The sequence below is a fragment of the Planctomycetota bacterium genome, assembly GCA_016125255.1.
Classification (GTDB): domain Bacteria; phylum Planctomycetota; class Phycisphaerae; order Phycisphaerales; family Zrk34; genus RI-421.
The window spans coordinates 144383-170517 of sequence record WGMD01000006.1 but is presented as its reverse complement, the minus strand read 5'-3'; the positions used below and the strand labels follow the sequence as shown (position 1 = coordinate 170517).

Genomic DNA, 26135 nt, shown 5'->3' with positions numbered 1-26135 from the left:
ATAATGCCTTGTTCCCAATCGCGTATCAGTTGTTTCATCCAACGCATCGTCACCGCATTCATTCTTGCGACATCTGCTGGTGCCGGACAGGCCGCGGTTCTCGGGCCGTACACCGCCGATTCCAATACGCTGCTGCTGTACCATTTTGACGAAGTCAGCGGCGGAAGCGATCCCGGCAATCCCATCGTCAACTTCGGCGCCAACGGCACGAGCTACAACCTGACCAACACCGGCGGCTTCGACGGACGTGATAACGTGCTCGGTAACGGAGGCGGATATGGCGCCACGGCATTCACCGGCTTCGGCTCCGCGTTCGACGTCTTGAGATCAGGCAACAACACCTATCACAGCGGCGTGTCCGGCTCCTCGGTCGGCGGCGGGCTGAACATCGGCACATCGTTCGCCCAAAGCAATCTTCAATCCGCCTCCGGCGCATTGACCTATGAAGCGCTCATCAAAGTCAGCGACATCACCAATGAGCATCAAATCCTCTCCCGCGACACCTCCAGCGGCACACGCGGTTTCGTGTTTGAAATCGCCGGCGGCATCCTGAAACTCGTCAGCTCCGGCGGCGGGTCCGCCGTCAATGCCACGATCCCGACGTCGGGCGCCAACGCCTTCGCCGCCGACACTTGGTTCCATGTCGCGGTGACCTACACCGGCGCCGACGGCGTCTCGGGCAACACGAAGATCTACTGGACGAAGGTCGACAACGCCGCCACGCAGGCCAATCTGATCGGATCGGGTACGCTCAATGACATGGCCAACGCGACGACCGATTTGGTCATCGGGTCGTCGAACCGCAGTCCCTATCGATTCGAGCTTAACGCTGTGGACGAAGTGCGCGTCAGCGATGTGGTGCGCACGGCTGACCAGTTCATCTTCGGCCCTGTCGTCGTGCCGTCGCCGGCGGCGCTGCCCGGCGGGCTGGCGCTGTTGGCATTTGCCGCACTCAAGCGTCGCCGCCGCTGATCGGACGCCCTGACGAAATCCGCGATCGCACGGTGAAAGCCGTCCGATCGCCTTGCTCCTGGTTCCGCTCGGAACATCAATATGGCGACACCTATGAATCAACGATCTGGCCGGTGTACGAGGATGCCCAACGCGTTCACGCTGATCGAACTGCTCGTAGTGACGACGATCATTGCGGTGCTGATCGCGATTCTCCTGCCGTCGTTGAAACAGGCCAGGGCCGCGGCGCAGCGTGCGTACTGCGCCTCCAATACGCATCAGCTCCATGTGGCCCAGACGCTGTACTTGGCGGACAACTTCAATCTTCTGTTTCCCTACTACTGGAATGCGGAGGCGGGCGCGGGGAAGGTGTGGACGTACGAACTGAAGCCGTATATCAACGCGGCGCACGATGTGCTCAAGTGCCCGAGCACCGAAGACCCGCCTGGCAAATCGGTTTGGGGCAACGATCCGAACCCTTCATCAGCCAACACGCGCATGGGTTCGGCCCGCATGACATGGGGCGATCAGCGCCACGGGGAAGTTGAACCCTGGGACCGCTCCAGCTACGGGTACAACACCTGGCTCTGCTATGACAATCGATACATCGCGGACTCAGATGTCTTCAAGTCGCTCAATGAAATCACCATGCCCAGCCGCGTGCCCATGCTGGGCGACTCCGCATGGCGCGATCTTTACCGGGGGACGCTCAAGATATTTCCCTCGAACATGGATGACCCCTATCGTTCCATGGCCAGCTCGATGGATACCGTAGCACTCTGGTGCACCAATCGCCACGGTCGGGCCACCAACGTGGTGTGCATGGACGGGTCATCAAGCGCCGTTGTGCTCACGGAATTGTGGTCATTCAAATGGCACAAGTCCTACGACACCACTACGCCCGTCAGCGGAATTCCCAAGGAATTCTGGAATCTGAATTAGCCCCGCTCAATCCTCAAGCCGGACGACGTTCTTTAATGAAATCCCACCGCTTCCCGCTTCGCGTCTTTGCCTGCGCCTGGATCGCTACGATCGTTCTTGCCCAAGGTTTCGCCCATGCCGGCGACACGCCGCGCATGTACTACGCCGACACGGTCAGCGGCAAGCCCTTCTCGAAAGACCCGGCGGTGGTGCGATTCAACGGCAAGTACTGGCTTTACTATTCGATCCCGCCTTACGCGGGAAAATCCGGCGCGGGTTGGACGATCGGCGTGGCGACCAGCGAGAATCTTGCGGATTGGACGAAGGCCGGCGAACTGCAGAATTCAGGCGAACCTGAAAAGAAGGGCTTTACTGCCCCCGGTGCGATCGTGCTCAATGGCAAGGTGCATCTGTTCTATCAGACCTATGGGACGGGCCCGAGGGACGCCATTTGTCATGCATGGTCGAGCGACGGGCTCAACTTCACGCGCGATCCGAGCAATCCGATCTTTCGTCCGACCGGCGACTGGACCTGTGGGCGGGCGATCGATGCGGATGTGATCGTGTTCAAGGGCCAGCTTCTGCTGTACTGGGCGACGCGCGATCCAGAGATGAAGATTCAGATGCAGGGCGTCGCCGCCGCTCCGGTCGATAGCGATTTATCGCGGGAGACATGGAAGCAGTTGAACATGGACGGTCCGATTCTCAAGCCGACCGTGCCGACGCCGCTCGATGATCCGAACCTCGATCTGGCATGGGAAGGGCGGTGCATCGAGGCGGCGGCGATGGCGCTGCACGAGGGGCGTCTGTACATGTTTTATGCCGGCAACTACAACAATGCGCCGCAGCAGGTCGGCGTGGCGGTCAGCGACGACGGCTTGCATTTCAAGCGGCTCTCGGACAAGCCGATCGTGCCCAATGGGCCCACGGGCAGTTGGAACCATAGCGAATCCGGCCATCCGTTCCTGTTTCAGGATGACGACGGGCGCGATTATCTTTTTTATCAGGGCAATAATGATCACGGTAAGACGTGGTACCTGTCGATGGTGCCGATCCGCTGGGAGCATGGCAGGCCCATGCCCGCGCCAAACCTGCTGCCGCCGGCCCCATCCATCGCCTCACCGCAGGAATAACAGGATCAGTGATGGCTCGATTCAGACAGCCGGGACGGACAATGGTGTGTCGATTGATTCTTGTCGTGACGTTCGCAATGTGTGCGGTCGTGGATGCCCAGTCCAATCGCCCACCGCTACAGGCACAGCTGTACTATCGCCTGCCGATGGGTAGCGTGCATGCAAAATCTTGGCTCAAACACCAGCTCGAAATACAGCGCGATGGTCTGACCGGAAACGCCGAGGAACTCTACGACGACATCGGTCAAAGTGACTGGATCACGGACCGGGCGCGCGGCGGGCAGTACGCATGGGAACGCGGACCATATTATGCCCGTGGGCTGGTCGCGCTGGCGTATGTGCTGGACGACGAGGGGTTGAAGGCCAAGGCGAAGAAGTGGGTCGACCGCGTCATCCAAAGCCAGCGCGACACCGGCGACTTCGGGCCGCTTGAACGCAATTGGTGGCCGAACATGGTGGTGCTGTATTACATGCGCGACTATTTTGAGGCGACAAGCGATGTGCGTATTTCGGCATTCATCGAAAAATATCTGAAATATGAGCTTGCCGAACTGCCGACGCATCCGCTCGGCGACGGGACCAAGTGGCAATGGCCCAAAGCGCGCGGCGGAGACAATCTCGAAATCGTGCTGTGGATGTACAACCGGACGGGCGAGCAGTGGCTGCTCGATCTGGCGCATCTGCTGATCGATCAGACGAATCAATGGAGCCAGTACTACGCCGATGGGACTGGCGACAACTGGTATCCCAACCATGCGGTCAACACGATGCAGGGGCTTAAGACGCCGCCGCTGACGTATCTGGTCACAGGGCGGGACATTGATCGGCAGGGATTCGCCAACGCCACCCGGCCCGATGGATGGCTCATGCAGAAATACGGACGCATCGATGGCATGCTCAACGGCACCGAACCGCTGTCCAACCGCAGCGCCACCGAGGGCTCCGAACTATGCGCGATCGTCGAGCGGATCATGTCCGACGCCGTCGCCCTACGGATTCTCGGCGATGCGCAGATCGGCGATCAAAACGAACGCGTCGCCTATAACGCGCTGCCCGCATCACTGATGTACAACGGACAGGGCATTCGATACTACATCCTCGCCAACCAACCCAAATGCACCAATGAATTCCTCGGCTTTCGTGACAATGGCGCGGGAAAGTTCGCCATTTGTCCGAGTCCGAATTCCGGGTATCCTTGCTGCCGAAGCAATTATCACATCGGTTGGCCGGCATTTGTTCATGACATGTGGATGGCGACGGCCGACAGCGGGCTGGCCGTCGCCGCCTATGGACCCAACACGGTCACAGCCCCGGTCGGCGCGGACAAGCGCGTAGTGACCATCGACCAGACGACCGACTACCCGTTTCGCGAAACGTCGACGTTCACCATCGTGACAAAGCAAGCCGCGGCGTTTCCATTGGAATTGAGAATCCCATCATGGTGTAAGAATCCGATGGTGCGGGTTAATGGCGAGCCGCAGAAGGGCGTCGAGCCCGGCCGATTCTTTCGCATCGAGCGCCCTTGGCGCGACGGCGATACGGTGCAGGCGCAGTTCCCGATGGCCATCGATATGGAGCCGGGGGAAAATGGATCGGTGGCGGTGACACGCGGGCCGCTCGTCTATTCGCTGCTCATCGACGAAGAATGGAAAGCGGTCCGAGACTATTTGCACGATCGGTTTCACGCGTATGAGATTCGTCCGGCAAGTGATTGGAACTATGCATTGCTGAACGACGATAACAAGCAGCCGGCGGTCGTAGTGGAGCAGGCGGATACAATCCCGGAACAGCCATTCCATGTCGCCGATGCGCCAGTGCGGCTGAAACTCAAAGGCGCGAAGACGACGGAAGGTGGTTGGGGATCGTTCCAGGAGCGCTGGGTCGGTCGAGCTGTGAGCCCGCCCCAAAGCCCTGTGACTTCATTCGGCAAGATCGAGGACGTGACGCTCGTGCCGTACGGATCGACTGAAATACGTGTCACATACTTTCCGTGGTTCAAATCGGATACGAAATGAGTGCGACCATGATTCACCAACGAATTGCCGCGGGATGCGTTCTCGCGTTTTGTCTCTGCTGGCTTGGCATCGCTGAAAAGGTCCAATCCGCTGAGTATTACGTGAGCAGTGAAACCGGGGATAACAGCAATGATGGCAGCCGGGAGCATCCGTTCAAGGATCCTTCCTGCGGCGCGGCGCGCCTGCGATCCGGCGACACGCTGATCCTCCTCGCCGGGCGTTATCACGATATTCTTTCCACGAATCGCGAAGTTGAAGGCGCCACCAATCCCAATCCAATTCCCGGCGACCAATGGCAGGATCCGGCCCGACCCGTGGTCATCCGAGCGGAGGAAGGTCAGAAAGTCGTCTTCGACGGTACGGTCGCCATTAGTGACATCAGTGAAGGCGCATGGGAGCCCTACAAGAGCGGCATTTATCGCATTAGGTTGAAGCGCGATATCTGGGAGCTTTTCGATAATGGTGAAGTTCAGACTTCCGCGCGCTGGCCGAACGCATTCTGGTACGACGGGTCGATCTGGGATCAGAGCCGTTGGGCGTCGTTCGGGGACAACACATATCTGAAGAACCGCGAGTACATTGATGCGGACACGAAGCCGTTTCCGCACTGTGACATCGCCAAGGCCGGTTTCGATGCGACCGGCGCGCTGGCGATCATGAACATCTCCAACTTCGACACCTACTGCGAAATGGTGACTGAGCATGGCAAGGGCAATCCGCGCTTCAAGACGAAGTTCAACGAGTATGGGAACATCCGCGCGCTGCCGATCATGCGCGGCCCGGACAACGACGGCAAGGTGACTCGGCAGTTCAAGAAGGACGAAGGCCGACTGCTGCCGATCTTCAATCTGTTCTTCCTGGAATGCAGTCTCGAACTGCTCGATGCGCCGACGGAATGGTTCTATGACAAGGATTCGAAATACCTCTATTACTACCCGATGGACGGGAAGAATCCGCAGGGGCGGGATGTTCGGGGGAAGGTTCAGACGTATGCCTTCGACTTGTGGAACGTGCGCGGCGTCGTGCTCAAGGGCCTGAACTTCTTCGGGACGACGATTTCTTTCCGAGGGACCGGGGAGGACAACGACAACTGCACGCACATCACGGTCGAAGATTGTGATTTCCTGTATCCCAGTTACAGCAAACGCATGCTCGGCGACAATCGAACACCCGAAATCACGCAGCTCGCGACGGATCAGCCGCGTCATCTGACCATTTGGAATCCGCGTCATTTCACCGTGCGCAACTGCACATTTCGCAAGGCCGACGGGTCCGGCATCCACATGGCCGGTGCGGACAATATTCTCGACAACTGTCTTTTCGAGCAGATCGACTACTCGGTGATCGATCCGTCTTCGGGGCGGAAGGAAGGCAAACAGATGACCTTTCGCGGCAATGACGACACCGTGCAGGTGCGTCAGTCGCCGGGTATTGTGATTCATCGCGTGACGGTGAACACGGCTGGTTCGGCGCACAGCATCCCGAACGGCGCGAACGTCAAGGACATCAAGAAGCCGAATGTTCAGGGCGACAAGAATGCGAAGTTCTCGGTGGTTTCTTACTGCCGGGTCATCCGGGGCGGACTGCTTCAAGTTCAGGACGGCGCCAATTTCCACATCTGGCAGTTCGACTCCGACTATGGCACGTTCGATCACTGCTGGGCGCAGGACACGACCAAATGGGGCTACCGATTTGACGGGGCGTACGCGCCGGATCCGGCGGTGTTCGAGTTCAACTCGCGGCTGGATCACTGCCGCGTGAGCTACTGCGTGGCGTGGAACATGTCGCGTGACCATGTCTTCACAGGCAAGAGCTTCGTGCGCTACGGCAGCGGTTCGTTCATCCTCCGCGGCGACTGGCATTACGTCTACAACAACCTCGGCCTCGGCGAAGAGCCGGCGCCGATCTATATCGCCTCGGAAGACGGCGGGAATACGCACACGGAGGTCTACAACAATGTTGCCCGGGCGATGTCTGGGAAGTACCACGCCAAAGGCCCCGAGCCGTTCAATGGTCATCAGGGACAGAACATCGGCGCCGGCGAAACGATCGATCCGGCACAGCTTCTGCGCGATCCGCAGAACATGGACTTCCGCCCGCGAGCGGGGTCGCCGCTCATTGACAGCGGCAAGTACATCGATGGCGTCACGACCGATGTGGTCGGCACCGCGCCGGACATCGGGCCGTACGAATATGGCGCCAAGGTCTACTGGATTCCGGGGTATCAATCGCCAAGTGCGTCGACGCCGATCCCGCCGGACGGAGCGACGACGGCGAAGCCCGATCTGGATCTGATGTGGCTGCCGGGATATCAGGCCGGGAAGCACACGGTGTGCTTCGGACGGAGCGCCGATGCGATGACGCGAATCGGGGAATTCACGGATGGCAACATCTGCTCGCCGGGACCGCTGACGTCGGGCACGACGTACTTCTGGCGCGTCGATACGATCGATCGAAACGGTCAGTTGCTGACCGGTCCCGTCTGGACTTTCACCGTGCAAAAAGCGCAGTGACCGGCGGGCGGCTCATGAACCTATCCATCCTCCGCGGCGTCGATGCGCTCCCGAACCATACAAAAAAAGCCCCGCTTTTCGAATGAAAAACGGGGCGGATCGCAATGCCGACGGGTGGGCTCGAACCACCGACCTAGGGCTTATGAGTCCCTCGCTCTAACCAACTGAGCTACGTCGGCGAAGGCGTCATATTATGGCGTTTTCTGTAGCGAATTCAAATCGGCAGGGGGATCAAAAAAAGTGGCATGCGGCCCGCCGCCCGCAGCTCGTTTGAGCAGCAGGGCGATCTCCATCGCATGGTAATCACCCCAAAGACACGACTCGCCGCAGGGCACACGCCGGCCTTTGGGCACATAGTCCCACCCGCGCGGGCAGTGATAGTTGGCGTGCAGGATCAGGCCCTGGTGCTCACGGTCCGTCGAGAGGTACGGCTCGCTGAAGAGCGTCGATGCGATGACGCGGGCGGCCTGGTCGTATGTCTCATCGTCGAGCAGGCGGCCGAGCCGCCAGAAGCCCTGTGCGGCGATGGCGGCGGCGCTCGCATCGATCGGTTCGTGATCGTTGTACGGATTACTCGGTCCGGCTTCGTAAACGATGTCGCGAGGTATCCCCGGCGCGCCGGCGTCCCAGTAGACCATGCCGTCCGTGAAACTGTGGCGGAGGTACCACTGGGCCGTCGCCTCCGCGGCCCGGCGATACACGCCGATGACCTCGTCGAGCGTTATGCCCATGTCCGAAACATCCGGCCGCATCGCCGCGAGGAACTCGAGTTGCTCGGCGAAGCCGCAGAGGATCCATGCCAGTCCGCGCGTCCATGTCGAGAACGGCGAGTAGCCCTGCTGCGTGCTCGGGCAGCGGTAGCGGCCGTCGGTCGTGTTGAAGATGGACTCATGCACGACGCGACCGGCCTCGGCGGGCGTGTCGTAAATGTCGCGCCCTTCGCCGTAGTAGATGTTGTACTTCGCGGTGCTCAGCCCGTGCGCGATACTGCGATGCAGCAGGTTGATCGGCTCATCGTTTTCGCCCATGAGCACGTGCCCGAGTTGCCACGCCAGCACGAGCGAGCGCATCGAGCGGATCGTGTCGGAAAAAAGCGAGTGGGGGCCGTTGAAGGAGTGCACGAATCCGCCGCCGCCGTGCGTGGGCGTCCAGCGTGCGGCCTGCACGGCGCCGCTGGCCTTGAGCGCCATTTCGTAGAAGCGGCGCTGCCATTCATCGCCGGCGATGCGCCCTTCGCGCATCAGGCGGCGAAGATTGCCGTACGTCGAAACATTGTTGAACCCGTGGTCATGCACGCCGATGTGCGAGACGTGCGGCGCCATGCGCTCGACCGTGCGCGACCGGCCCAGTTCGAGCATCGACTTCTCGCCCGTCGCGTCAAAGAGCAGAATGGCGCAGCCGTATTGAAAGCCCTGCGTCCACTCGGTCCAGCCGCGCGATGTGTAGCGCCCCTTGATCGTGAACACCGGCGTGCCGTCGGCCCGGTTCCACGAACGGTCGATGTCCGCGATCTTCCAGCCGGCCAGATCGAAGAGGCGATCGATCTTTGGCGACAGGGCGTCGAGCGTAGGAGCGTTGTGCAGGTCCATGCGTGCTCAGTTTAACGGATTGATGATCAGACCCGTCGCCAGCTTCGGGAAAAAGAACGTGCTCTTGGGCGGCATGACGGCGTTGGCGCGAGCGACGTCGCACACGCTCCGCAGCGGCGTCGGCTGCATGACCACGCCGAGCCGGCCCGGCTGATCGTGCGTCTGACGGATCAGCTCGGTGAGCTGGTGCGGGTACGCATAGCTGATGCCGGCTCCGCCGAAGGCCGGACGAATGATGCGATCGACGAGCAGTTCGTGAAACACCGCGACGTCGAGCATGCGCCACACGGCGGGCTTGTCCGGCAGATCGCTGGCCAGCGGGTCCGCCGAGTTGGCGCTGACCACCCATGTCCGTCCCGTGCTCGGGTCATAAAGCCCCAGCGCGTGCGCGCCGTAGCCGGGCAGGTCGTCGAGCATCTGCGGCGTGCCGTCGGCGCCGTGATCGCTCTTGACGATCGAGAGGCGGCCGTCCGCCTTGATCACCTCGATGAGCTTGCCCATCTCGAAATCGACCAGACCCTTGAGCACGCGATGCGTCGGCAGCACGATCAGCCCCGGATCCTGCTCGGGCACGAGCACCATGAGGCAGCCCTTCGCCAGCGGCTCGTTCGGATGCGCTTTGAAATAGTTGAGCGCGGTGGTGTAGCGGTGATGCCCGTCGGCGATGAAGATGTCGGTCTTCTCCAGCGCCTTGGCGAGGGCGGAAATCGCCGGCTCGTCGGTGATGATCCATACGCGATGTTCGACTTTGTCATCGTCCGTCCTGCCGTGAAAGTCAGCGGGGCGGGCGAAGGCGGAGGAGAGCAGCTTCGTGACTCTTTCGCCGGCGTCGTCGAAAACGCTGAACACGGGGCTGAGCTGCGCATCGGTGGCGTTCATGAGCTTGAGGCGATCGTCGGTGCCGCCCTGGATCGTCATTTCATGCCGGAAGATGCCGCCGCCGGGACGGTTGAATTCCTCGACGCCGACGGCGCAGAAGAGGCCGCGCCGGGCGTAGGTTTTGCCGCCGGTGGTGTAGGCCTGTTCGTAGGCGTAGACGGCGGGTTTGGCTTCGCGCGTGAAGACGCCTTCGCTGATCCACTTGCGGTACATGTGACCGGCGGCGGCGTAGGCGCTGTCGGGGCCGACGGTTTTGGGCGGGGTGACGGGCAGGTCGACGGCGACGATGTTGTGCGGGTCTTTGGCGAGAAGCGCCTGCTTGGGGCCCTCGTCGAGCACGTCATACGGCGGAGCAATCACGCTCGACACGTCGGCGTTCGGGACAGCGTAGCGGTAGGCACGAATCGGCAGCAGCTTGGGCATGGCGAAAGCTTTCGTAGATAATGGGCGGCTCTATACGGGTGGGTCGAATAGCGTACACGTTCCGAGAAGAATCGCAAATCCGAACGCGTGGACATGGATTTTACGAAGCGCCCGGCTCCATCAGGTCGGCGCGCTCGGTCAGGTAGTCGGCAAGGGCGATGCGGCCGGTGCGGCGGGCGGCGACGGCCAGCAGGCGGTGACACTGCGCGGCGACGGGGGCGGGCATCAGCTCGATGAGCGAAAGGCGACGGGCGAGCTGCGACAGCGCAAGCTGGTCAAATCCGCAGCCGACTTCGTAACGCAACTGAAGCGCGAGCACCTGCACGGATTCGGTCAGGGTGATGGGCTGCTGGTGCAGACCCGCCAGCGCGGCGTGCGCGCCCCAGGCGTCGTTCATCGCGAGGCGGTCTTCGGCGAGCATGAGCAGAAGCTGCGTCCGCATCGAGAACGTCGGCGTCTGGGCGGACTCGGAGAGGAGCGCGGTGATGATGGCGGCGGATTCATCGTGGCGACGCTGGCGGTGACGCAGCGCGGCGAGCTGATGATAGATGAGCAGGCGGACCGTGCGGAACATGGTGAAGCGCGGCAGGGCGGCGGCGATGGCGTGCTCGATCTGCTCGATGGGTGCGTGCGCATTGGTCAGTTCGGCGGCGCGCTGCACGAACTGGTTCGTCCGGGCGGAGTACATCGAGGCGATGAACCAGCCGACGAGTCCGGCGAACATGCTTGCGTAGGGAAGGGTCGTGTCGGCGAGCGTCGGGAGGGCGGAGCCGATCCAACCGAAGATGAAGAGTCCGACGATGGCCCGGCGGACCAGATCGCTCAGGTCGAGCTGGCGGGAGAAGCGCGTCGGATCGAATTGCAGATTCGGGTCAGGCATACACGCCCCCTGTCTGCGAAAGCATATTCGCCAGCGATGGCGCGGGCGGCAGGGCGGCGAGCGACTTGGTTTCCGGCAGGTCGTTCATGATGGCGGCGGGCGAAAGCAGCAGCGTCGCGCGTCGCCACCACTTCCGTGCGGCCGCGTCGTCGGCCCGCTGCTGGAAGGCCGCGGCGATGAGCCCGTAGGCGTAGCCGGCGTCGACGCCGAGCGGGCGAAGCTGTTCGACGATGCGATCGTCCGCGGCCGCGGCGTCCTCGAAGTGATGGGTTTTGATCTGCTGATAGAGCCGACCGGTCGTGAGCATCGCCGACTCGATCGGCGCCAGGTCCGCGCGGGCGAGCGAGCGAATCTCGTCGTCCGCATCGGCGAGCCGATCGACGTGCAGGTACGCCATGATGCGCAGCAGGCGCACGTAATTGGAAGCGGGCGTGCCCTTGGGCAGATGGTCCAGCAGATAGTCGCAGGTTTCGGCGGCCGCGTCGTAGTCGTGCACGCGCATCAGCGCCGCCGCCATGAGCGACACCGTCTGCCCATGCAGATGCGGCGTCGTCGTCAGGTCCGGCAGAAGCGACCACGCTTCACGGACGACATCCATCGGCCGGCGCAGCAGCGACAGTTCGTACACCTGACGCGCCCGGCCTTCGAGGCGCGTGCGGCGTTTTCCCCGGCGGCCGGCGTAGATGATCATGCCGATGAGAATGGTCCACGGGATGACGAGTGTGAGCCAGTGATCGCGCAGGAGCAGCCAGCAGGCGAGCACCACGACGATCATGCCCATGAGCATGCGGCGGGGATTGGCAGGCGGACGCGGCGTGCAACGCTTCAGATGCTCGCGCGTCTGTGCGGCGGTGGGTGGAGTGAAAACGTCTTGCATGTTCAATCAGGGTTGGGCGGGCACGATCCGCACCTGAATTCCGCCCGGGACGACCTGCTGTTCGATGCGGACATTCGCTCGCATCAGGACGCGGCCGGTGGCGGAGAGGTTTCGGGGCTGGGGCTGGGACTCGGGCGCGTCGGCCATCGTGATGCGGATCGCCGGTTCATCCGCGCTGTCGCCGAGCAAGGCGTTGAGGTGCTGCCGCCAGGGCTGGTAGAGGGAGGGATCGGAGACGTTGGCGAGCATCTGGCTCACGGCGGAGAGGCGCTTTTTGTTGTCGAGCCGGAAACGCACGTGCATCGGATGGCTGTTGCGAATCAGGTCCAGGTCGATGAATTCACCGGGTTCGTGTCGGCCGATGCGGGCGGAAAATTCCTCACGCGTCAGATCGTCGGTGAACGTCTGCCCGTCCATGCCCGTCACCAGATCGCCCGGCCGCAGATAGGCATAGGCGGGGAAGCCGGGGTAAGTGAAGCAGATAAGCATGGCGGGGGTGTCGAGCATTGGGTGCTGATGGGCCTTGACGACGAATCGGTTCTCGTTGCGCGGCTCTGGGAAATACACGCCCAGCGCTGCGCCGTTGTCGGGCAGAGTGATGACCTCGGGGCCGGCGTTGATTTGAAGCTGGGCGTAGAAGCGGTGCATGGCGATCTGGACGAGCCGCTGCCGCACTTCCGGCGACTTGCTCGTCCGCAGCGCGGTGCTGAGCTGGTCATCGCTCACGTCGTCGCACGTCATGAGCTGCGTCGTGGCGTTCTCGCGGGTCATGAAATCCGGATCGCTCAGTTGCGCGAGCAACTGGGCGACATCGCTTGTCGGAGCCGGGGTCGCGGCCATCATCGACGACGCCGACGCACACAGGAGCGTCAGGGCGAGCATCGAGATGGCGGCGCGTCGTTGCATGGGTTTACTATAGGCGGCCGAACGGCGGGGCGGGCTAACCGAGAATATTCGCGAGCTTTTCCGCGTGTTCCTGCAGCCAGCGGACCTTCCGCTCGATCATCAGCAGGAACCCGAAGCCCTCCATGCGGGCGAAGGACCCCGTGGCGGCGATCGGAATGACGCTCTCGGCGATCAGCGCTTCGATCATCAGCCACGGCACGACGCGCAGCTCGCTCTTGGAAAGCACGTTGACCGTGTCATACCCAAGAAGGAATCGCTTGAAGCGCGATTCGTCGATGTAGTCGGGCCACTGCGCCGCATCGTCACCGCCGCCGAGGATCGAGAATTGGAGCGCGCCGTTGGCGGTGTCGATGATGCGCTGCTGCATGCGTGCGGCGTCGTAGTCGATGACGGCGACGACGCGTGTCTTGCGGAAGAGCATGTTGCCCGGATGCCAGTCGGAGTGGATGATCTGCATGGGCCAGTCGGGCAGGCCCGATTCGTTGACGCGCATCGCCGCCTCGTTGTACGAGCGGCGCATGAACTTGGCGACCTCGCTGATCTTGTCGGCATGAACGGAGGCGTTGCGCGGATCGACCTTGGCGAGCGTGGCGGGGACGGTCTCCATCGCCGACTGCACGGTCTTGGAGGCGTGATACGAACCCTGCGGCGGCTCGTACTCCGGCTGATAGTCGCGGACGAGCTTGTGAAAGAGCGCCAGTGTCTTGCCCGAGTCCTGCGTGGCTTCGAGACTGTTATCGTAGCCGGTGCCGTTGATGTACTCGAAGCATTCGTAGATGTGGGCCTTCCACTGAAGCATCGAGTTGTTGTCGCGCTTGGTGCCCATCAGGTGGGGCAGGGGGAACTGCTGCGCGGCCAGATGGAGCTGAAGGGCATGCGCGAAGGCGACCTTGAACGGGTCGTTCTTTCCACCGGCGCGACGCTTGAGCAGGAAGATGCCCTTGTCGGTGCGGAGGAGCAGCTTGGGCGCCCGGCGCGACCCGCGGGGGAACTCGGTGATGTTCTCGATGATGCCGATGTCGAAGTGGCTGAGCACGATGGCCAGCTCGTCGGCGGCAAACTGATCGCGATCGCCTTTGGCCTGGGGGCCGGAACTGACCTCGCCGCTGGCCGAGGCGACGGCTGCGGTGCTCGAAGCTGGATTGATACTGCTCATAAGAGCCACCTGACATTGAAAACGGCGGACTCCCCCCAGTATACACCAGAATCCACGCCCGCGAAGGGTTATTCCACGTTCTGGACCTGCTCTTTAATGCGGTCGATCGCCCCCTTCACCTCGACGATCGTCCGGGTGATCAGGGCGTCATTGGACTTGCTGGCGATCGTATTGGCCTCCCGCAGCAGTTCCTGGCTGATGAAATCGAGCGTGCGGCCGGCCGGCTTGTCGTCGCCCCGCGTGAGGATTTCCTGAAACTGCTCCAGGTGCGCCCGGAGCCGCTGAATCTCCTCGCTGATGTCGCATCGTTCGGCGAAGAGCGCCACTTCACGAATCAGATCGACTTCGTTGAGCTTGAGCTTGGCCTGCGCGGTCAGTTCGTCGATGCGGCTGCGGAGACGCTGATGATACTCATGCACGACCAGCGGGGCGCGCTCCACGACCTGCTCGAGCCGCGTGATGATCTCTTTGATGTGCGCGACCAGGTCGGCGGCGAGGCCTTCGCCCTCGGCCTGACGCATGCGGCACATCTTCTCGCACGCCTTGTCCATCAGTTCATGCACCACCGGGCGGCACGACTGAAGCAGCGCCGACTGATCCGGCTGCTGCACGATGCCGGGCAGCGCGAGCATGGAGCCCAGGTCGATGGTCACGGACCCGTCGGTGACGGACTGCTCGATGGTCTGAAGGTGCGAGAGGTATTCCTTGAGGGCCGCTTCGTTGATGGCGTAGGCGGCTTTGGCGCTGGTGTCCTTGAAGGCGACGGTCAGCGTGACGGACCCGCGGGTGATGCGTTTGCGCACCTCGGCGTCGAGTTCGGGTTCGAGGCCCAGCAATTGATCGGGCAGCCGGATCGTCGCCTTCAGATACCGGTTGTTGACGCTGCGCATTTCGACGGTGTAGTGCACCCCGTCGCGATCGGCGCTTGCATCACCATAACCGGTCATCGAACGAATCAAAGGCGATTACTCCGGCTTGGGGGCGTCGGCGGGGGCGGGGGTCGTCGGGGCCGCGGGCGCTTCGGTCTTCGGCGCTTCAGGCGCCTCGGCCTTCGGAGCGGCGGGTGTTTCGGTCTTCGAAGCCGCAGGCGCCTCGGGGAGGGGAATCGCAGGGATGTTGCTGCTATCGATGGGGACGTTGGGGACGGCGGGGGCGGGCTTGCCGCTGCCGGGCGTCGCCGGTTCTTCGGGGGCGTTGGCCGGGGTGACGATTTCGGTGGGCGTGGGCTTGGCGTCGGAGCGGGTGGTGTAGACGAGGCCGATGCCCAGAAGGATGAAGATGGCGAAACCGCTGACGGTGATCCATGTCAGGACGTCGCCGGTCTTGGCGCCGAAGACGGCTCCCTGTCCGCCGCCGGCCCCGCCGAAGGCGCCGCTGAGTCCGCCGCCTTTGGGCTTCTGAATGAGGATGATGAGCGTCAGCACGAGGCAGACGAAGATGAAGCCGATGGCCAGCAATGTGGTGCCGATACCTGCGAGCGTGAGAATCATGGTCAAAGTCCTTGGCGTTGCGATCAGACGGCGGCGTCGATGATCGCCTTGAAGTCGGCGGCCTTGAGGGAGGCCCCGCCGATGAGCCCGCCGTCGATGTCGGGCTGGCTGAAAAGTTCCTTGGCGTTGTCGGGCTTGACGGACCCGCCGTACTGGATGCGGAGGGCGTCGCCGACGGCGGTGTTGTGATCGAAGAGGCCGAAGCTCACGCAGTCGCGGATCTTCTTATGGGCGGCCTGAGCGTCGGCGGTCGTGGCGGTCTTGCCGGTGCCGATGGCCCAGACGGGTTCGTAGGCGATGACGACGTTCTTCATCTGCTCGGGCTTGACGCCGGCCAGACCCAGCAGGGTCTGGCCCATGTTGATGGCGTCGGTCTGACCCTTCTCGCGTTGTTCTAGCTTTTCGCCGACGCAGAGCACGACGGTCATCCCGGCTTCGAGGCCGGCCAGCACCTTGTCATTGATGAGGCCATCGCATTCGCCGATGACGTGGCGTCGCTCGGAATGGCCCACGAGCACGACGGACACGCCCATGTCCTTGAGCATCGAAAGACTGACTTCGCCGGTGTAGGCGCCGTTGGGCTTCATGTAGAAGTCCTGCGCCCCGAGCAGGATGCCCGAGCCGGCGAGCTTCTTGCCGACCTGCGCGAGGTAAGGGAACGCCGGGCACACGAACACTTCCGCCGTCTTGGACGACCCGGCGGCGACGAGCGCGGCGGCCAGCGCATCGGCCTCCGCCGTGTGCAGGTTCATTTTCCAGTTGCCGCCCACGATGGGCTTACGATCAGCCATGTTGCGAAAACTCCACACTGCCCTGAGCGGTCCCGGGCGTGAATCTGAAAGTCGGACATGATAGCACGTCCTGAGCCGGCGACAAATGGGGCAGGCGGGGGCGTCAGCCGCCGTCCGAATCCTCGAGCATTTCGACGTCGATCATGTCCTTTTTGCGACCGGTCGAACGCTTGTTGCGGATCAGGTGTTCGCGGCTGATGATCGGCAGCGTCAGGCCGTCGATTTCAACCTCCAGCCGATCCGGCCACGCCTCATCAAACTGCACACCGGTGATGGAGCAGATCACATCAACCCGGCCCGGTGGAATGCCGACCTGCACGACGTTCGTGGGATGGCAAAAGTCTTCGACGGTGATTTGAAGATCATTGAGCGGCGCGCCGAACCGCGCTAACGCCTGCCATGCGCGCGGGGCATTTTCCGGCGTGGAGCGAATCCAGATGTCCAGATCGTGCGTATAGCGCGGCAGCCGATGCGCCGCCATCGCGTGGGCACCAACCACGAGAAACTCAACCCCCCCGGCGATAAATTCGGACAACACGTCGCGAAACTCCGGCCTCAGTCTTTGTTCGCTCATTAGGCACCCACGGGTTCTCGGAAAGGATTCGCATCAGGTCCAGTCGTTGGGCCGGTGTCATCGCCACCACTTCTTCATCCTTCCCCTGGTCCTGAAGGGTCGTCATGCGGACTTGGATCGTGCGTTTACTCATATGGTCATTATATCGTCCATCCCCCACCATTTTGCCCATTGCCTGGGGTTCCCTACAATGTCCGCTCTGCAAAATAGGGAACCGTCCGCTTATGCCGACCAGTAATGAAATTCGTCGTCAGTACCTGGATTTTTTCGCCTCCAAGTGCGGGCACACCATCGTGCCCAGCGCCCCGGTGGTCCCGCATGAGGACCCGACGCTGCTGTTCACCAATGCGGGGATGAACCAGTTCAAGGACGTGTTCCTGGGCGTCGGCGAGCGGCCCTACACGCGCGCGGTCGATACGCAAAAGTGCATCCGGGCCGGCGGCAAACACAATGACCTCGACGACGTCGGCAAAGACACCTATCACCACACCTTCTTCGAAATGCTCGGCAACTGGTCCTTCGGCGACTACTTCAAGACCGAGGCGATCAACTGGGCGTGGGAACTGCTCACCAAGGTCTGGGGCATGGACCCGACCCGCCTGCATGCGACTTACTTTCAGGGAAACGAAGCGGAGGGCCTCGCCCCCGATGAGGAGGCGAAGCAGCTCTGGCTCTCGCATCTGCCGCCCGAGCGCGTGCATCCTGGGAACATGAAGGACAACTTCTGGGAAATGGGCGACACGGGGCCGTGCGGACCGTGCTCGGAGATTCACGTGGACCTGACGCCCGACAAGTCCGGCGCGTCGCTGGTCAACGGTGGCGACGCCCGCGTGATCGAAATCTGGAACCTCGTGTTCATCCAGTTCAACCGCGACACCGATGGCTCGCTCGCTTCGCTGCCCGCCAAGCATGTCGACACCGGCATGGGCTTCGAACGTCTCTGTGCCGTGCTGCAGGGTAAGTCCAGCAACTATGACTCGGACGTATTTGCACCCTTGTTCGCTGCGATTCAGCAGATCACCGGCGCCCCGGCCTACAGCGCCAAACTGCATAGCGCCGTCGACGTCGCCTATCGCGTCATCGCTGATCACGCCCGCTGCCTGACGTTCGCCATCACCGATGGCGCGATGCCGAGCAATGAAGGGCGCGGCTACGTGCTGCGCCGCATTCTCCGCCGTGCTGTGCGTTACGGGCGGCAGAACCTCAATATCGCCGAGCCGTTCATGCATCGCCTCGTGCCGGTCATCGCCGATCAGATGGGCGATGTGTTCCCCGAACTGCGCGAGGACCCCGGTGCCATCGCGGCGGTGATCCGCGATGAAGAAGAATCGTTCGGCAAAACGCTGGAGCGCGGGATCGAATTGTTCGAAGCCGCTTGCGGCTTAGCACAGAACAAGCAGATCACCGCCGCCGACGCCTTCCGCTTGTACGACACGTTCGGTTTCCCGCTGGACTTGACGCAGCTCATGGCCGAGGAGCGCGGCATGAAAGTCGACGTCGCCGGGTTCAACACGCTGATGGACGAAGCCCGCCAGCGAAGCAGGGGCGACGGCGGGCAAGTCGACGCGAAGCAGAGTCTCTTCGCTCTCGTGCATCAGGGCGATCTGCCCGCCACGAAATTCGTCGGTTACGACGCCAATGTCGCCGACGATGCGCACGCCGCGCGGGTGCTGGTGCTCAACGGCCCCAAGTACGAGCGCGCCACAGCGCTGCGCGTCGGACATGACGCGGCGATCGTCGTCGATGCGACGCCCTTCTACGCCGAGTCCGGCGGGCAGGTCGGCGACCGGGGCACGATTCACTCGACCCACGGCGCCGTGTTCCAGGTCAACGACACCATCAAAGTCGGCGACGTCTACTTCCACCTGGGCCAGCTCGATCAGCCGAACATCCACCGCGACGAACTGCCCTTCACCGAAGAAGACCCGCTGCTTCTGGAGATCGATCAGCCGCGGCGCAACAAGATCATGGCCCATCACTCTTCGACCCATCTGCTCAACTGGGCCCTGCGCGAAGTGCTCGGCGACCACATCGCCCAGAAGGGCTCGCTCGTCGACGATGAAAAGACGCGCTTCGACTTCTCGCAAGGCAAAGCCCTGACCGCCGAGGAGATCGCGCAGGTGCAGAAGCACGTCAATGAGCAGATCGAAGCGGCGCTGCCGATTTACATCGACCTCGCTCCACAGGAAGAGGCGCTGAAGATCAACAGTCTCCGCGCGGTGTTCGGCGAGAAGTATCCGCCGATGGTGCGCGTCGTGTCGATGGGGGCGCCGGTCAAGGACCTGCTCGCCGAGCCGGGTAATGACAAGTGGCGGCGCTACTCGATCGAATTCTGCGGCGGCACGCATCTGAAGACGACGAAGGACGCCCAGCGCTTCGCCATCGTCAGCGAGGAAGCCGTCGCCAAGGGCGTCCGCCGCATCACCGCCGTCGCCGGCGACATCGCGCGCCGGGCCTTCGACACCGCGGCCGTGCTCGCCGAACGCATCGACGCCATCCGCCAGGAGCAGCCCGCCTCGCTCGAGCAGGACCTGGCCGCCCTGACCGATGCGGTCAACACGACGACGCTGCCGCTGCTGGAGCGTGCATCGCTGCGTGCGGGACTCGACGATCTGCAGAAGATCATCAAGGAGCATCGCAAGACGGCGTCCAAACAGGCCGAGGGCGGCGTCGTCGAAAACGCCCGCAAGATCGCCGACGATGCGGCGGGTAATGTCATCGTCGCCATGATCGACGGCGCCGATGCCAACACGCTTCGCACCGCCATGGACGTCATCCGCAAGAAGCGGCCCGAAGCGGCGATGATGCTCGCGGCTGCGGGGGACGACAAGGTGTCGTTCCTGGCGTCGGTGCCGGAAGCAATGATCGGCAAGGGGCTCAAGGCCGGCGACTGGGTGCGCGAAGTGGCGAAGGTCACCGGCGGCGGCGGCGGCGGGCGACCGGACATGGCGCAGGCCGGCGGGAAGAATCCCGCCAAGCTCAATGACGCGCTGACGCTGGCTCGCGAGTTCGCCGCCGCTAAACTTGGCTGATCGCGAGGCGACCCGCATGCAACCCTACGACCTGCCCGACACGCTCCGCGACTTCTTCGCCACCGTGTCCACGCTCTCGCTCGCCACCGTCGACGACGCCCACAAGCCCCACGCCGCCAACCTCAACTTTGTCGCCGACGCCGACGTCAATCTCTACTGGGTCTCCCACCCCGACTCGGCCCACAGTCGCCATCTTTCCGCCCGTCCCGACGCCGCGATCAGCACCTACGCCGACTTCACCGCGCCCTCGGAAATCCGCGGGCTTCAGATGCACGGCCGCGTCGAGCCGATCGACCCCGCCGACTTCGATCGCGTGCTTGCGCTCTTCCTCGATCGTTTCCCCTACGCCGTGCAGCTCGTCGACCGAATCCGCCGCGAGCAGTTCTACGTGCTCCGCCCCACATGGGTCCGGTGGATCGACAACTCCATCAATTTCGGGTTCAAAATCGAAACTCACTGGCCCCGCATCTGATCTTCATTCACATTTCACCCGCTCCTCATATTGCGATCCGATAACACTTTCACATTGCTCACACGGGCCTGATGGATCGGGCCCGCGCGATCGGCAAGACCTGCGAAAGGATCGTGATCATGTCGACATGGACCGCTCCGAATCCCGCCGCGACCTCCAAATCGCTGCTCAAGAAATCCGTGCAGTTCAACGGCGCCATGACCCGCAAGGGCATGCTTGAGCGGCTCTTTTCCCTCTGGTTCCGCGGGTTCATCTATAACCAGATCTGGGAGGATCCCCGCGTCGACGCCGAGGCGCTGGATCTCGGGCCGCACTCGAAGCTGCTGACGATCTCCTCCGGGGGGTGCAACGTGCTCAACTATCTCGTGCACTCGCCCGCCCGCGTCGCCGCCGTCGATCTGAACCGTTGCCACATCAGTCTCGCCCGCCTGAAGATCGCCGCCGTCGAGCATATGTCCAGCTACGAAGACTTCTATCGCTTCTTCGGTTCGGGCAATGAAAAACGCAATCTCGATGTGTACCGCGACTGCCTGCGCGAAAAGCTCGACGAGCCGACGCGCCGGTTTTGGGATCGCCGCCGGTTCGGGGGACGCCGCATCAACTACTTCGCCAAGGGCTTCTATGAATACGCCAAGCTCGGACAGTTCCTTCGCGTCTCGCACCGCTTTGCGCGACTTCTTCGTCGTGATCCCGAGTTGCTCCTTGCCGCTTCCACCCGCGACCAGCAGCAGCACTTCTTTGACACGACCGTCGCGCCGATTTTCGATAACCGCTTCGTCCGTTGGGCCGTCGGACTCCCCGTCTCCGTCTTCTCGCTCGGCATCCCGCCCAGCCAGCACGATGCGATGAAATCCGAAACCGAGGGGCACATCGTCGACATCTACCGCGAGCGCGTGCGCCGGCTCGTGTGCGACTTTCCCATGGATGAAAACTACTTCGCATGGCAGGCGTTCGGCCGCCGCTACGACCACGAGCAGCGCCGCGCCCTGCCCGACTACCTCCGCGAAGGGAACTTCGACACGCTTCGCGCCAACATCCATCGTGTCGAAACCTACCTGACCACGCTCACCGACTTCCTCCGCGATCAGCCCGACGCTTCGCTCGACAGCTTCGTGCTCCTCGATTCGCAGGACTGGATGCCGCCGCACGTCATCGCCGAACTCTGGCGCGAGATCGCCCGCGTCGGCGAGCCGGGCTCGCGCATCATCTTCCGCACCGCCGGTCAGCGCTCGCCCATCGAGGCAGCCCTCCCGCCGGAACTGATGAGTCGGTTCAGCTATCAGGCCGACCGCTCCCGCGAACTACACGCCAAGGACCGCTCGGCGATCTACGGCATGTTCCACCTGTACACGAAGATCAACTGACCATGACCCGCGGGCTTGCAAATCATGTCGCGCCGCTCGCGGACCATGCCGGTCGCATGGACCGCATGTACCGCTTCACGCGTCACGTCTACGACGCCTCCCGCAAGTACTACCTGCTCGGGCGCGACCAGCTTCTTTCGCGTATCGCTAGAGACATGGACGGCGGCTCCGGGGTCGCCGTCTGTGAAATCGGCTGCGGCACCGCACGGAATCTCATCAAGCTGGCGCGGCTGAATCCGGCGCTCCGCCTCTTCGGCCTCGACGCCGCGCAGTCCATGCTCGACACCGCCGCCGCATCGCTGAAGCGGGCCGGGCTCACGGATCGCGTCACGCTGCGCCGCGCGCTGGCCGAGCAGCTCGATCATCGCAGGACGTTTGACCGTGATCATCCGTTCAACGCCGTGTTCTTCTCGTATGCCTTGTCGATGATGCCGACCTGGCCCGCCGCCATCGACGCCGCCCTGGCGAATCTCGCGCCGGCCGGGCGACTCTACATCGTCGACTTCTGCGATCAGGCTGACTTGCCTCGTGCGTTTGCCGGCCTGCTCAAACGATGGCTCGCCCTGTTTCATGTCCATCATCGCCCCGAACTGCTCGCCCATCTTCATTCGCTTCAGGCCGCCGGCCGGATTGAGTTGGAATTGACCTACCTGTATCGCCGCTACGCCTTCTGTGCGGTGATTCGGGATGGGTATGACCCGGCCGCGCAAAAATTGCAGTCGCCGGCGAGCGTGACCCGATAACAGCACGATGCCGTCTTCTGGAAATATCCTTCAATGGCTCGTCATCTGCCTGCTCGGGCTGGCGGTCGTCATGGTCAACTCGGCGGGCATGACGGTCGGTGACGATGCGGTGTCGATGCAGTCGCTTTTGATGGGCCGGACGGCGGTGTATGCGGTGCTGGCGATCGGGGCGATGGTCGTCGTCGGTCATCTGGACATTCGCCGCTTGTATGCCCAGCGCGGGTTCTTCAATCCGGTGGCGTGGCTATTGGTGATATCGCTGGTGTTGTGCGTGCTGGCGCTGGTGCCGGGGCTGGGGCGTAATGTCAATGGTGCAAGCCGTTGGCTGAACCTCGGGCCGGCGAGTTGGCGGTTGAGCTTTCAGCCGAGCGAATTGGCGAAGTGGACGACGATGATCGCGATGGCGTGGTGGGGCGCCCGGCATGCCGGCGGGTTCCGCCGCTTCGGGGACGGACTGCTGGGGGGCATCGTGATTCTCGCCATCGTCTGCGGGCTGATCGTCGTCGAAGACCTGGGCACGGCCGTGCTCATCGGCATGGTCGGCATTCTGCTTCTGATGGCGGCGGGGGCGCGGTGGTGGCATGTCGCCTTGCTCACGCCCCCGGCGATCAGCGCCGTCATCGCACTCATTCTCACCTCGCCTTACCGCGTCAAGCGATTGCTCGCCTTCACCGATCCGTGGGCCGACCCGCAGGGCATCGGCTATCACCTCATCCAGTCGCAGGTCGCCATCGCCGGCGGCGGACTCTTCGGGCGCGGCGTCGGCAACGGACTCCAGAAATTCGGCTACCTGCCCGAAGACACGACCGACTTCCTCTTCGCCATCATCTGCGAAGAGATGGGGCTGGCCGGCGCGTGTCTGGTCATCGGCTTGTACCTGTCGCTGCTTTGGGTCGGGCTCGGCGTCGTCAAGGACTGCCGCCATCCGTTCGGTCGGTTGCTCGGGCTCGGCGTCCTGCTGACGATCGGGATTCAGGCGGCGATGAACATCGCCGTCGTGACCGGCTCCGTGCCGACCAAGGGCATCGCCCTGCCGCTGATGAGCTACGGCGGAACGGGGTGGGTCATGTGCTCGGCAGCGGTCGGACTGCTCGTCGCCATCGACCGGCTCAACCAGCTTGAAGCCGCGGCGGAAGGCGAAGCCGATCCGGAACTTGCATCCGACCCGGCGCCCGTCGTCTCCGTCAGCGCGGCCGACTACCCGGTGACGGCGTAGCCGGTCGGGTGTGCAAAGATTCGTGACATGTAGGGAAAGGTCTCATACATCCTGACCCCACCCGCATCGCAATTCAGATACAATTCCGATATGAAACCAGCAAAGCATCCCGATCAATCGCAGAAAAATAACGACACGCTTCAAGGGTGGATCCCTGAAGTGGCGGATCCGACCGAACTCGTCGAGGCGCTCGACAAGGCGTTCGACTACCGCGGCGACGTGACGATCACGCGCAAGAGCGGGGCGGTCGTGGAGGGCTACATCTTCGATCGCCGCCGGGGCAAGGGCCTGGGCGATTCGACAGTCCGCATGATGCCGCGCGATACGGACGGCAAGGTGATGATCCCCTTCGCCGACATTGCCCGCGTGGAGTTCTCGGGCAAGGACGCGGCCCACGGCAAGAGCTGGGAAAACTGGATCAAGCGCTACGTGCAGAAGAAGATGGCAGGCGAAAAGGCGAGCATTGAGTCCGAATCGCTGGAAGATTGAATGTGTCGGAGAAGCACGCCGCAAGCGGCGTCGCTAAACGGCGTCCCCCAATTTGTAAAGCGCGATGGCGGCGATCATGAGGGCCGCGGCGATGGCGCGGCGGCGGAGGACGTCGCGTGAGACTGCTTTTTCGAGGTGGACGAGGCCGAACTGCGCCAGGGCGGCGCCGAGGGCGATGGAGAACAGGCCGCGGGTGGCCAGGACGATGTTGCCCAGCACCGGGCCGGCGATGGCCAGACAACTGAAGAACAGGATCATGCTCGCGAACCAACCGGTCGAAAACGGCACGGCGGCGATCCAGTCGCGCTTGCGCGTCGAGCCGAAACGCGGCAACAGCAGCAGGGCGATCGAGCCGCAGACGATGTACGCCATGCACGCTCCGAGCATGCCGCCGCGCAGCGCATCGGACGACAGCGCCTTGACCAGGTCGATGATGAACACATCCGACACGGCGTAGAAGAAGCACGTAAAGAGCGTCGCGCCGATGATCGACAGGGGCAGCGTCCCGCCGGAGTAGTTGAGGATGAACGCCGCGGCGACGCTGAGGATGACCGCGCCCCACTGGATCGCCGTCACCGCCTTGCCGACGTAGAACATCCAGATCAGCGCCACCATCACGACCTTCAAACCCAGCAGCGGCGAGATGCGCGACGCATCGGTGCGTCGCAGCGCCACGAAAAGAGCCGCCTGTCCGATCATGTACGACCCCGACGCCCCGAGCAGCGCCCAGAAGTAGTGCGTCACATGCATCGCCTCGCTCGTCCAGAGCCCCGGTAAGAGCGACAAGGCGACGAAACCCATGAGCGTATGCGACAAGACGAGCAGCTTCACCGGCGAGCGATGCTCAGCGATCACGAACCGGCGCGAGAAGACGTACGAAAACGACTGGCTCAGGGCCGCGCAAAGACCCAGGATGACGCCAAGTCCGGGCATGGTCGCAAAGTGTAGGGACGTGCGTGCGCTACTTCTCGTTTTTTTCGTAGACGCGCACGTAGTCGATCTGGAAATCGCTCGGGAACTTCGTGTTGGCATCGGGCGGTCCGGGCCAGTCGCCGCCGACAGCGAGGTTCAGGAGAATGAACATCGGCGTGTCGGGGATCGACCTGGTCGACCGCTGGCGTTCGACGCCGTCGATAAACCAGGCGATATACGTTGGCGTCCACTCGACGGCGATCGTGTGGAAGTCCGCGGAGAAATCGGGGCCGGTCCACTCGGCGGTGTCGGAGCGCAGGCGATGTTCCGCATCGTGCCAGTGATGCGTCATATGCACTTTGTCCGGCTCATGCCCGATCAGTTCCATCACGTCAATCTCCGGCGGCCAGCTCGGCGGATTGGGCAGCATCCAGATGGCCGGCCAGAACCCTCGCCCCGCCGGCGCGCGAAATCGAAACTCGAACCGCCCATATCGCTGCGCGAACTTCATCGCCGTCGTCATCATGCCCGACGTGTACTGCCGCATTCTCCCCGCGTATTTCGCCGCGCCCCGATCCGCCCGGATGTGCAGCACGCCGTCCTTGAGCGTGATCGCCTCCGGCACGTAGGCCTGTAGCTCATTGTTCCGCTCGCGCCCCCACGGATCCGCCGGCGTCCACTTTGTCACGTCCAGCGTGTCGCCATTGAACTCGTCATCAAACGTCAACTTCCAACCGGGCAGTTCCTGCGCCTGCGCGGCGGCGGTGACGACGATGACGCAGATTGCAATGAGTAATTTGAACACGACG

Annotated in this window: 23 protein-coding genes and 1 tRNA gene; 11 read left to right on the top strand and 13 right to left on the bottom strand. The window is 62.8% G+C overall.

Features of this window, described 5'->3' with window-relative positions; all coding sequences use genetic code 11:
- The first annotated feature begins 3 nt into the window (after window positions 1-3).
- The 5 genes from GC162_07415 (at window position 4) to GC162_07395 (ending at window position 7533) form a co-directional block, all read left to right on the top strand.
- On the top strand, window positions 4-972 hold the full coding sequence (locus tag GC162_07415; protein ID MBI1368468.1) for a hypothetical protein: 969 nt from the start codon (window positions 4-6) through the stop codon (window positions 970-972).
- Window positions 973-1065: 93 nt separating this feature from the next.
- Entirely contained in the window at window positions 1066-1893 is an 828-nt protein-coding gene (locus tag GC162_07410) for a prepilin-type N-terminal cleavage/methylation domain-containing protein (protein ID MBI1368467.1), read from the top strand.
- A 134-nt stretch (window positions 1894-2027) separates the two neighbouring features.
- A complete protein-coding gene (locus GC162_07405; GenBank protein MBI1368466.1) occupies window positions 2028-3005 on the top strand; it encodes a family 43 glycosylhydrolase in 978 nt (325 codons plus the stop codon).
- A gap of 11 nt (window positions 3006-3016) precedes the next feature.
- A complete protein-coding gene (locus GC162_07400) occupies window positions 3017-5020 on the top strand; it encodes a hypothetical protein (protein MBI1368465.1) in 2004 nt (667 codons plus the stop codon).
- On the top strand, window positions 5017-7533 hold the full coding sequence (locus tag GC162_07395; protein ID MBI1368464.1) for a hypothetical protein: 2517 nt from the start codon (window positions 5017-5019) through the stop codon (window positions 7531-7533). The genes GC162_07400 and GC162_07395 overlap by 4 nt, the downstream gene beginning before the upstream one ends.
- 105 nt (window positions 7534-7638) lie before the next feature.
- Here the strand turns inward: GC162_07395 and GC162_07390 are convergent.
- The 11 genes from GC162_07390 to GC162_07340 all read right to left on the bottom strand — a co-directional run bounded on the left by GC162_07390 (window position 7639) and on the right by GC162_07340 (window position 17098).
- Window positions 7639-7712: transfer RNA gene (locus tag GC162_07390), tRNA-Met, on the bottom strand.
- Window positions 7713-7724: 12 nt separating this feature from the next.
- Window positions 7725-9122: a glycosyl hydrolase gene (locus tag GC162_07385; protein MBI1368463.1), complete on the bottom strand. Its 1398-nt coding sequence runs from the start codon at window positions 9120-9122 to the stop codon at window positions 7725-7727.
- A 6-nt stretch (window positions 9123-9128) separates the two neighbouring features.
- A complete protein-coding gene (locus tag GC162_07380; protein MBI1368462.1) occupies window positions 9129-10424 on the bottom strand; it encodes a DUF1015 family protein in 1296 nt (431 codons plus the stop codon).
- Between the two features lie 100 nt (window positions 10425-10524).
- The gene (locus GC162_07375; GenBank protein MBI1368461.1) at window positions 10525-11304 is read right to left on the bottom strand and encodes a hypothetical protein; all 780 of its coding nucleotides are present in this window, start codon (window positions 11302-11304) and stop codon (window positions 10525-10527) included.
- Window positions 11297-12181, bottom strand: coding sequence for a hypothetical protein (locus tag GC162_07370; protein ID MBI1368460.1), 885 nt, complete (start codon window positions 12179-12181; stop codon window positions 11297-11299). The genes GC162_07375 and GC162_07370 overlap by 8 nt, the downstream gene beginning before the upstream one ends.
- A gap of 6 nt (window positions 12182-12187) precedes the next feature.
- Window positions 12188-13087, bottom strand: coding sequence for a hypothetical protein (locus GC162_07365; protein MBI1368459.1), 900 nt, complete (start codon window positions 13085-13087; stop codon window positions 12188-12190).
- Window positions 13088-13121: 34 nt separating this feature from the next.
- Window positions 13122-14243 (bottom strand): phosphotransferase, encoded by a 1122-nt coding sequence (locus GC162_07360; GenBank protein ID MBI1368458.1) that lies wholly within the window; start codon window positions 14241-14243, stop codon window positions 13122-13124.
- 68 nt (window positions 14244-14311) lie between these two features.
- Entirely contained in the window at window positions 14312-15190 is an 879-nt protein-coding gene (locus GC162_07355) for a YicC family protein (GenBank protein MBI1368457.1), read from the bottom strand.
- An 18-nt stretch (window positions 15191-15208) separates the two neighbouring features.
- Window positions 15209-15733, bottom strand: a complete 525-nt coding sequence (gene secG, locus GC162_07350) for a preprotein translocase subunit SecG (protein ID MBI1368456.1) — start codon at window positions 15731-15733, stop codon at window positions 15209-15211.
- A gap of 23 nt (window positions 15734-15756) precedes the next feature.
- Window positions 15757-16524 carry a triose-phosphate isomerase gene (locus GC162_07345; GenBank protein ID MBI1368455.1) on the bottom strand — a complete coding sequence of 256 codons (768 nt, stop codon included), beginning with the start codon at window positions 16522-16524 and terminating at the stop codon, window positions 15757-15759.
- 103 nt (window positions 16525-16627) lie between these two features.
- Window positions 16628-17098, bottom strand: coding sequence for a hypothetical protein (locus GC162_07340; protein ID MBI1368454.1), 471 nt, complete (start codon window positions 17096-17098; stop codon window positions 16628-16630).
- Window positions 17099-17322: 224 nt separating this feature from the next.
- On the opposite strand from GC162_07340, the gene alaS reads away from it, so the two are divergent.
- The 6 genes from alaS (at window position 17323) to GC162_07310 (ending at window position 24414) form a co-directional block, all read left to right on the top strand.
- Window positions 17323-20130 (top strand): alanine--tRNA ligase, encoded by a 2808-nt coding sequence (gene alaS / locus GC162_07335; GenBank protein ID MBI1368453.1) that lies wholly within the window; start codon window positions 17323-17325, stop codon window positions 20128-20130.
- Between the two features lie 16 nt (window positions 20131-20146).
- Window positions 20147-20602 carry a hypothetical protein gene (locus tag GC162_07330; protein MBI1368452.1) on the top strand — a complete coding sequence of 152 codons (456 nt, stop codon included), beginning with the start codon at window positions 20147-20149 and terminating at the stop codon, window positions 20600-20602.
- 119 nt (window positions 20603-20721) lie between these two features.
- Window positions 20722-21966 carry a DUF3419 family protein gene (locus GC162_07325; GenBank protein ID MBI1368451.1) on the top strand — a complete coding sequence of 415 codons (1245 nt, stop codon included), beginning with the start codon at window positions 20722-20724 and terminating at the stop codon, window positions 21964-21966.
- A gap of 2 nt (window positions 21967-21968) precedes the next feature.
- A complete protein-coding gene (locus tag GC162_07320; GenBank protein ID MBI1368450.1) occupies window positions 21969-22709 on the top strand; it encodes a methyltransferase domain-containing protein in 741 nt (246 codons plus the stop codon).
- A 7-nt stretch (window positions 22710-22716) separates the two neighbouring features.
- Window positions 22717-23925 (top strand): stage V sporulation protein E, encoded by a 1209-nt coding sequence (locus GC162_07315; protein ID MBI1368449.1) that lies wholly within the window; start codon window positions 22717-22719, stop codon window positions 23923-23925.
- Window positions 23926-24015: 90 nt separating this feature from the next.
- Complete coding sequence (locus tag GC162_07310; protein MBI1368448.1) at window positions 24016-24414, top strand: hypothetical protein; 399 nt, start codon at window positions 24016-24018, stop codon at window positions 24412-24414.
- A 33-nt stretch (window positions 24415-24447) separates the two neighbouring features.
- Here the strand turns inward: GC162_07310 and GC162_07305 are convergent, their stop codons facing one another.
- Window positions 24448-25446, bottom strand: coding sequence for an EamA family transporter (locus GC162_07305; GenBank protein MBI1368447.1), 999 nt, complete (start codon window positions 25444-25446; stop codon window positions 24448-24450).
- Window positions 25376-26131, bottom strand: a complete 756-nt coding sequence (locus GC162_07300) for a family 16 glycosylhydrolase (GenBank protein ID MBI1368446.1) — start codon at window positions 26129-26131, stop codon at window positions 25376-25378. The genes GC162_07305 and GC162_07300 overlap by 71 nt, the downstream gene beginning before the upstream one ends.
- Window positions 26132-26135: the final 4 nt, after the last annotated feature.